1 pseudogene is annotated in these 301 nt (G+C 57.1%); it reads left to right on the forward strand.

The window, feature by feature from the left end:
- Positions 1 to 229 (forward strand): annotated as a pseudogene (locus H8L32_RS27355) (IS110 family transposase); the annotation flags it as partial.
- Between the last annotated feature and the right edge of the window lie 72 nt (positions 230 to 301).

The following is a 301-nucleotide window of genomic DNA, read 5'->3' on the forward strand; positions in this document are numbered from 1 at the left end:
TGGTTATGTACGCAAACTCCTCGTCCATGGGGCCAGGTCCGTCTTGCAGGCCAGGATCAACAAACCGGCCTATGCCGAAGACTGGGTCGTAAAACTGGCCAAAAGGCGGGGGCATAACATCGCCGTGTGTGCCCTGGCAGCCAAGAATGCCAGGCGGATCTGGGCGATGCTGCAGAGCGGAGAAATATTCCGGGCTGATCATGCGCAGACCAACGACGTCTGCACGTAATGAGTCCGGTTTGAAAGAACAGTAGCAACCACAAAGCAGGGGCGAGGCAGGAAGCCAGGTGAAGTAACGACG

The organism is Undibacterium hunanense, assembly GCF_014284335.1.
Taxonomy (GTDB): Bacteria; Pseudomonadota; Gammaproteobacteria; order Burkholderiales; family Burkholderiaceae_D; genus Undibacterium; species Undibacterium hunanense.